7 protein-coding genes are annotated in these 8,100 nt (G+C 44.0%); 3 read left to right on the top strand and 4 right to left on the bottom strand.

Annotated features, from left to right (window positions below):
- Positions 1–453 precede the first annotated feature (453 nt).
- Positions 454–663: a transposase gene (locus BM283_RS16510; RefSeq protein ID WP_175492201.1), complete on the bottom strand. Its 210-nt coding sequence runs from the start codon at positions 661–663 to the stop codon at positions 454–456.
- A 283-nt stretch (positions 664–946) separates the two neighbouring features.
- On the bottom strand, positions 947–1,621 hold the full coding sequence (locus BM283_RS16505) for a hypothetical protein (protein ID WP_090695069.1): 675 nt from the start codon (positions 1,619–1,621) through the stop codon (positions 947–949).
- 720 nt (positions 1,622–2,341) lie between these two features.
- On the opposite strand from BM283_RS16505, the gene BM283_RS16500 reads away from it, so the two are divergent.
- From BM283_RS16500 to BM283_RS16490, 3 genes are all read left to right on the top strand, one after another.
- The gene (locus tag BM283_RS16500) at positions 2,342–3,496 is read left to right on the top strand and encodes an HD domain-containing phosphohydrolase (RefSeq protein WP_090695068.1); all 1,155 of its coding nucleotides are present in this window, start codon (positions 2,342–2,344) and stop codon (positions 3,494–3,496) included.
- 922 nt (positions 3,497–4,418) lie between these two features.
- The gene (locus BM283_RS16495) at positions 4,419–4,781 is read left to right on the top strand and encodes an MTH938/NDUFAF3 family protein (protein WP_090695065.1); all 363 of its coding nucleotides are present in this window, start codon (positions 4,419–4,421) and stop codon (positions 4,779–4,781) included.
- Between the two features lie 77 nt (positions 4,782–4,858).
- Positions 4,859–5,998 carry a methyltransferase gene (locus BM283_RS16490; RefSeq protein ID WP_090695075.1) on the top strand — a complete coding sequence of 380 codons (1,140 nt, stop codon included), beginning with the start codon at positions 4,859–4,861 and terminating at the stop codon, positions 5,996–5,998.
- 24 nt (positions 5,999–6,022) lie between these two features.
- Here BM283_RS16490 and BM283_RS16485 read toward each other — a convergent pair whose 3' ends face one another.
- A complete protein-coding gene (locus BM283_RS16485) occupies positions 6,023–6,352 on the bottom strand; it encodes a nucleotide pyrophosphohydrolase (protein WP_090695064.1) in 330 nt (109 codons plus the stop codon).
- Complete coding sequence (locus tag BM283_RS16480; protein WP_090695061.1) at positions 6,352–7,611, bottom strand: TIGR03862 family flavoprotein; 1,260 nt, start codon at positions 7,609–7,611, stop codon at positions 6,352–6,354. The genes BM283_RS16485 and BM283_RS16480 overlap by 1 nt, the downstream gene beginning before the upstream one ends.
- Between the last annotated feature and the right edge of the window lie 489 nt (positions 7,612–8,100).

Here is an 8,100-nt window from a genome sequence, read left to right as displayed (position 1 = left end):
TGACTCCTCTCATGATGAAATTCTTTTGCAAAACCATTTCATCATAAGGAATTCAGGTTTCTTTTACAGCTTTTCTTATGTCGAACTCACGTTAATAAACCTACTCCTTACCTCCGGGCAAGCTCGGAGGTTCTTTTAAATAATCGCCTCAGAATATATTTTCGATGTTTTTTAGCAGGCTCCCGTCTGCATGGGTGTACTGAATCTCCAGTGCATAAATTGCTTAGTAAAGATATACTTATTATCGCGCATCATATTTCTTCTCAGCACTAAAGTTTTAAAAGTATTGTGCAGATTATCAGTTGAGAAGGAAAAAACGGTTTAAATATAGCCAAATAGCAGAAACAGATGCAAAGCCTTTTTTTGAAATTGCAGTGCTATACAAAAAACAGAAAACGGCGATTATTGCTAACTACAAAACAGGTATACTAGCCGCACTTCAAATTTCGGCACTCAAGCGTAATCGATAATCTGAAAATTATCGGTCAACAAGGAGCGTAGCGCTTCCTTATAATAGTTGGAAGCAGCAAAGAAATCATCGCAAGCCTGCTTGAACAAGGCAAAAGTTTGATAGCACTTACCATACAGAATTTCTTTTTTGAAGAATCGCCAATAGCGCTCAATCAGATTGAGATTGGGTGCATAAGGTGGCAGAAAGATCAATTCGGTCTTGAATCTGACAAATATTTAGTAACGGCTGAGAGTGAGAATAGCGGGCCTTTTCACGAATGCGCAGCTTGCTGGCTTCCATCAATGCCTTGATGCACTGCTCGTTGCTCTCCAGCTGATTACGATCGGTTGTTTTGTTTTTATCCCCCTACTTCTTTCGGCCTAATGCTTGAAGGCTGCTTAAAACATTGCCTTTGGCATGAATAGTCGATAATCAGCCACCTTTATTTTCTAATTCTCTTAATTATCGAATCATGAACAGCCGGTAGTTTTAATCTTATGATTTAAGCATCATAAATCTAATTGTCTTTTTGTTGTGATCTATGATAATTGACGCACCTTCTTTTATTGCATTTGCATCAATATATGTTTGGTAGCTACTTAGCGGTCGACCTGTCCAGTCATAACCTTCTTTAGTGCATACAAATCTCTCCACATCCTCTCCCTTCCCAATACCTAAAAATTTATTAAGCCATGCATCTATTTTTTTTATTTCAGTTCTTATTGCATTTGGGTTTATATATTCTTTGTTACCTTCCATAGAGCGAGTTCGGTCGAAACTGTCTTTATTGCCAGCAAGCCCCTCCACATCCTTCCCCTTTCCAATATTTAAAAATTTTTTAAGCCATGCATCTATTTTTTTTACTTCAGCTCTTATTGCGTTTGGGTTTATATTTTCTTTGTAATCTTCCATAGAGCGAGTCCGGTCGAAACTGTCTTTATTACCAATAAATCTCTCTACATCCCCTCCTTCCCCAATACCTAACAATTTATTAAGCCATGCATCTATTTTTTTTATTTCAGTTCTTATTGCGTTTGGGTTTATATATTCTTTGTTACCTTCCATAGAGCGAGTTCGGTCGAAACTGTCTTTATTGCCAGCGAGTCTCTCCACATCCACCCCTTTGCCTATGCCTAACAATTTATTAAGCCATGCATTTATTTTTTTCATTTCAGTTCTCCGTTTAGTCTAAAAAATCAGGTGTCCACTAAAAAAGAATATCGTCTTTCATATAGTCAAAACCTGTTCCAACACCACGCTATCTAATTCCATTTTCAACTCAAAAATGATGCTAGTCGCAGACGAGTATCAATAATACGACAAGGCGAAGCCGACAGAGTCAGTTTTGATTGAGAAATGGGATGTGATTACAGGGATTCTATTATTGCAACATTGGAGCTGAATTCCAGGAGATAAAGTGTAGTGCTGTGAGATTTAGCAAACAATTGAAGCAATCGACTAAGGCCGACAGTATCAAGCCTCGTAGCAAGTGAATTACGCTGATTTGAGCAGCTTCTGATTACTTAAGCATACGCGTTCTACATCAAAGACGATGTCGGCCTGCATTTATTGAACACCCTTTATGCTTCAATTCAGCAACAATAGACCTGCGCCTACCAGTGTTCCCGTAACTGCATAGTCTCACGATTAAAGCTGCTGTGAAAAATGCATCGCTGTTTGTCAAAAGGTAATGTATTAAACTTTATTCAAATCCCGCCAGAAAATGGCCGGCGTGCATACCGTCTATTTTATGAGTCGAAACCTAGTACAGCAATATATGCTGCCCCAGTGTTAATGCGGCATAGTTCCAAATCCGGCGTATAGGTTGCATGGTAAATAGTTTAGAATGTTGAGCACGTCAACCTAAAAATCTTCCTTATCATAAATTCTATGCAACAGCAAAAAGATCTTTTTATGCATCAGGATACTTTAGCAAATTTGCACGAAAATATTCCACTAACGGAAAAACTGCGTTTCTTGCATCAAATCATTCGCCAGGATTTTCCATTCCTTGATCGTTTCGCAATCGCACTATTTGATGAAAAAACGCAAATTCTCAAAACTTATACGCACAGCACTGAAGAAAATGATAGCCCAGTAACAACATATGAAGCACCACTCAGCTTAGCGCCTTCATTACATGCCATCATTGAGCAACGCCGTCCTCGTTTGGTACAGGATCTCAATATTTTTTCCCAAGGCACACATGAGCATACCAAACGCATCGCTGCCAAAGGGTACAAATCGAGTTACACCATGCCGCTGTATCAAAGCAGAACCTTTATCGGCTTTTTGTTCTTTAACTCGCAGCAGGAACATCCTTTTACATCGCAATCATTGCGTCAGATCGATATTTATGGGCATTTAATCGCACTGATGGTGATCAATGAACTAACGGCAATCCGCACGCTCATTGCCGCAGTACGCGCAGCGCGCAGTATGACGCATTACCGTGACTTGGAGACCGGCTCGCACATCGATCGCACCGCGCACTACGCACGCCTGATCGCTCACGAGCTGGCCAGCAATTATGATTATGATATTACGGATGAGCAGATTGAGCATATTTTTCTGTTTTCACCGATGCATGATGTGGGTAAGATTGGCATTCCGGATAACATTCTGCGTAAACCCGGTCGTCTTAACGATCATGAATTCGATATCATGAAAACACATCCAGAAAAAGGGCGCGAAATTATTGATGCCGTGCTGAAAGACTTCAGTTTAGGTACGTTTGGTCATGTCGATATTTTGCGCAATATTGCGGAATATCATCATGAAGCAATGGATGGCAGTGGCTATCCCAAGGGTTTGAAAGGCAATCAAATTCCAATTGAAGCACGCATCAGCGCTGTTGCGGATGTGTTTGATGCATTGACATCGCGCCGCGTGTACAAGGCAGCGTGGACGAATGATGAAGCCTTTGCGGTCTTGCAGAAAATGTCGAATGCCAAACTGGACCGCGATTGCGTCAATGCATTGATCAACAATCTCGATAAAGTATTAGCGATCCAGCAGCAGTTCCGCGATGAAGACCTAATTTGATGGCTTTGCCGCATTAACCGCAAAAACATGTTTTGGATGAACAGATTTATTAATTCTTCAAAACTAAGCTTGTTTCTCATCTGTTGAATATTTCGTTGGCCAAAAAGTGCAATAAATCGATATTTACCTTGCAACTATAGTCATTAATCTCAAGGAGCCCTCTACTTTCCGCACTTATTAGTAAATTTGCGTACCAGTGAACCTCTCCTAATCTCCCCCATCAACAAAGACCAACCCTGCCATCCGGTTGTTTTTTTGTGCCTACTCTCACGATTTTGCGCGGATTCATGCGCATTCTTGCGGGCATCAAAATTCTTTAAATTCCATAAATTCGCTCACTTTTTCTCTCTTTGCACTATTATTGTTTTTATCCCTGGCCATCGTGCAAACACGGAATCCACAAGTTTCTATTTTTTGATAATAAGGTTCAACGAATTACACGTGAGCTAATCAAATGGTTGATTTGCATCAGGTCAGCGAAGGAAGCTGTTTCGATATAGCGTTTAGGGAATCTTTATGGAATCCAGTCCATGTACATCCCTAATGATAGTACCCAGTCAGATCAACTGGCTGGTTTGAGCTAGTATCGCTACTCACCAATGCCTTCAACATGCCAGAAAGAGAAAACTAAGCTTCAGCTTCAACGCCACCATTCGTGGATACGTGACAGATCGGGCCTGACTATCAAAAATCATCTCCATTAGTGTGCTATATTAAAAGTAGTAGATTATTTAGTATCTCGTCGAGCCTCTCAGATCGCTTGAGAGGAGGCAACAGTTCAATGCTGGCGAGATATAAAAGGCTCGAAGACTATAGAAACGAATGCTGGATCCGAACATCACTTATGAGCGAAATGTGTAGCGATATCATTGCACAACGCCGCCGCCTATAGAATAGCGGAGTATCCCTCAGGAGCACCCTCATGAATCCTAGAATTGACGGTACTAAATTTAGCTCCATCACTATTGATGGGGCTGATATCGAGCACGATGTTCTCATCAGGCTTTCAGGTAAGATCAAGAAGAGAAAGAAAAAACTATCCAAGGCAGTGTTCGGCACATCTCATATCATCTCGCTTGAAGAGGCTGAGCATATATTCGAGAAGGGAGCTGAACGGCTTATCATTGGCTCAGGCCACGATGGCAATGTAACGCTCTCTAAAGAGGCAGCAGAGTATTTCCAGAAAGAGGGGGTCCGCGTTGATCTCTCTCCCACTCCCGAGGCCATTCACCAGTGGAACAAGGCTAAAGGCCACACCATCGGACTTTTCCATATTACTTGCTGATCGCTGTATTCCGCCATGCACTTATATGCCTATTGCTTGATCGCTCCTACCCAATCGCGACTAACTCGTCTATCACTATGAGCGATTATCCTGTCATTAGCTGGAACGAAGCTGGTATTGAACGATCTGCTCGCTGGTATTCAGAAAAGGGAATGCCTGCGCCCAGGCTTGTGCGGGTGATCGATGACCGCATGACTGCAGATGCGGCTTACCGCTTGGTTTGCGAAGGAACTGCACTACTGTGGAAGGGTGATTTCCAAAACGCACGCCAATTACTGCAGGCATTGGCAAGGCGAGTAGATAAAAAACGACCCGCACACAAAACAATTTCGTCAACTACCGAACTCTTTCATCGGTACCGCCAGACTCAATCCCAACGTGCCCGCATTTTGGGCAGCCTGTTGATTCCTTTCAATGCAGATCACAGCATTCCTTTACGCCGCGCGCCCGATGTACGCTTCCAGTGTTTTGAAGCGTATGGTCCGCGGACAGAAGCTTATATCGCATCACTTTGTGAATTACAGGGACTGATCGGGGCCTTTGAGTGGCGTAAAAAGGGCATAGCGTTGCCAGCATTAGGTGGCCGTATTTATCCGCATTACGGTGTATTCGCACCCATTCGAAGCGAGTATGTGGATTTGGTCATGAACACCCCCTTACCCAGGCATGTCACGGCACAGTCTGTTGCGTTCGATATCGGCACTGGAACAGGCATACTGGCCGCCGTGCTGGCTCACCGGGGCTTCCAGCACATCGTTGCGACCGATCTGGATGCACGTGCCATTAACTGCGCGCACGAGAATTTGACCCAACTGGGCATAACAACCCAAGTTGATCTGGTGCAAACCAACCTCTTTCCCGAAGGACAAGCCTCGCTGATCGTGTGCAATCCACCATGGATTCCTGCGCGACCCAGCTCATCGCTTGAGCATGCGATATTCGACCCGGGTAGTCGAATGTTGTGGGGGTTTTTACATGGACTCAGCCTGCATCTTGCATCTGAAGGCGAGGGCTGGCTGATTCTTTCTGATTTTGCCGAACACCTTGGGTTGCGCACTCGTGCTGAATTACTTGCTGCCATTGACGCAGCGGGCCTGAGGGTTCTGAGTAAATCAGATGTCAAGCCATACCATAAACGTGTCGCGGATACCAGTGATCCGCTGCACGCTGCTCGTGCAGCAGAACTCACCTCATTATGGCGGTTAGCAGCAAAATGACCATTGAGCTGGAACGTATAAGACCTATAACTCCGTGTATTTTTTTGCGACCCCTCTGGATTTTGCGACAGGGTACTTCAGCGCGTTCTTTTCAATCTTCTTCAGCAGGATTTGTTTAACATCGAACTCGTATTTTTCAGCCAGTAGAAAAGCAAACGCGAAAACATCGGCAAGCTCCTCCTTCACCTTGTTGATGTCTGCTTGCTCAGAAGGTTTCCAGAGAAATGCCTCCAGAAGCTCACCAGCCTCAATATTCAGCGCCAAGGCGAGATCTTTCGGGTTATGAAATTGCGCCCAATCCCGCTCATCACGAAACTCAACTAATGCTTGGATAATTTCTTCAATGTCATTCACTAAAAGCAGGTCTCAAATTTGACTGACGAAAGTTTTTTTCCAGTTTGCAGCCAGGTTAAAGCTCCCAATCCTGCTGCACGACCACTGGCCAAAGCAGCAGTGAGTAAATAACCACCGGTCGGAGCTTCCCAGTCAAGCATTTCTCCTGCGCAAAACACGCCTGAAATAGTTTTTAACATTAATTGAGCATCCAGCGATTCAAAACAAACTCCGCCTGCGGTACTAATCGCTTCATCTATCGGGCGAGTAGCCATTAATTTCATCGGCACAGCCTTAATTGCAGCAGCCAGCAGCTCTGGATTAGCAAACTCTATAGCAGACAAATATTCCCGCAACAGTCCTGCTTTCGCTCCCTCAATCCCAATCCGACTACGCAAATGATTAACCATAGACTTGGAGCCGCGCGGTTTTGCTAACTCTTTAATCAAACAGGGCAAGTCTTTGTCAGGTGCAAGGTCAAGATAAACAGTCACCGAACCACAAGCATTAATTGTGTCACGTAACGGCGCGGATAAAGCATAAATTAAACTGCCTTCTACACCAGTAGCGGTGATCATTAATTCTCCCAGTTTTTGATAACTTTTCCCGGTAGCATCCGTAAAAGATAGTGTCACCGATTTCAACGGCTGCGCGGCAAAACGACCACGAAAATACTCACTCCACAGTATATCAAAACCGCAATTGGCAGGCTGTAATGGGGCGATCGCTACACTTTGTTCTGCCAATAATGGCACCCATGCTCCGTCGGAGCCTAATTTTGCCCAGCTACCCCCGCCTAATGCTAAAACCACAGCATCAGCATGAACTGATTTTTCACCGTCAGGCGTTGAAAACTTCAATGCATGATTTGCCTCCCAACCGCACCAACGGTGGCGGGTATGAAAAGTTACACCAGCAGACCGCAAACGGCGTAACCAGGCCCTTAATAGAGGAGCAGCTTTCATTTCTAGCGGAAATACGCGTCGGGATGAACCCACAAAAGTTTCAATACCCAAATCACGAGCCCAGTCCCTTACCATTTGTGGCGTAAAATGATGCAGTAACGATTCTATCTCTGGCTGCCTACTGCCGTAACGCAAAACAAAATCGTTAAAAGGTTCAGCATGAGTCAGATTCAAACCCCCTATTCCTGCCAATAAAAATTTGCGCCCGACCGAAGGCATTGCATCATAAAGGTGAACTTCTAAGCCTGCTTGACTTAAAACTTCCGCAGCCATTAACCCCGCGGGGCCGCCACCGACAATGGTAATTGTAGACATGGTAGTTAAGACAGAGAAAATGAATTAAATGCCAAATCATCCTCTATCACTGGAGTGAACTAATTTTGACTGGATTTATATTCGATCCCATACAGGACTTTACATTTCAATACCATTAGGAAGCATGTGCTATAGGAACATCATTCCTTTTCGTCGCGTAACAGGGAAACATACTCTCTTGGCGCATATAGTTTAGCCAGTTAAGAATGATTCAAAAAGAATTCTCATCTAAACCAAACATACCATGAAGGCAAGCTGTAGACAGTATCAATAATATGGCAAGAAGAACCGCCAAAGTCATGTTTAATTTGGCTGGTAGGGTGCAATAGTGTAACGCATTGTACCAGATGTCAAGGTTGCACATACTGCGCAATGCCCGATGGTTATTGCGCCTTAGTGTGCCCGGCATGGGTTAAAACTTGTTATCTGAGAGGAGATAACCGGAGTTAGTAACGACAACCGTAGTGAAACGCAAGGGGGAAACCGCGA

The sequence above is a fragment of the Nitrosomonas sp. Nm34 genome (genome assembly GCF_900113925.1).
In the GTDB taxonomy this organism is placed as follows: Bacteria; Pseudomonadota; Gammaproteobacteria; order Burkholderiales; family Nitrosomonadaceae; genus Nitrosomonas.
Note: the sequence above shows the minus strand (reverse complement) of the source record. Positions and strands in the feature narration are given on the sequence as shown.

Excerpts from the sequence above, each read along its gene's own strand:
- BM283_RS16505 (WP_090695069.1), bottom strand. The coding sequence starts at position 1,621 with ATGAAAAAAATAAATGCATGGCTTAATAAATTGTTAGGCATAGGCAAA.
- BM283_RS16500 (WP_090695068.1), top strand. The coding sequence starts at position 2,342 with ATGCAACAGCAAAAAGATCTTTTTATGCATCAGGATACTTTAGCAAAT.
- BM283_RS16495 (WP_090695065.1), top strand. The coding sequence starts at position 4,419 with ATGAATCCTAGAATTGACGGTACTAAATTTAGCTCCATCACTATTGAT.
- BM283_RS16490 (WP_090695075.1), top strand. The coding sequence starts at position 4,859 with ATGAGCGATTATCCTGTCATTAGCTGGAACGAAGCTGGTATTGAACGA.
- BM283_RS16480 (WP_090695061.1), bottom strand. The coding sequence starts at position 7,611 with ATGTCTACAATTACCATTGTCGGTGGCGGCCCCGCGGGGTTAATGGCT.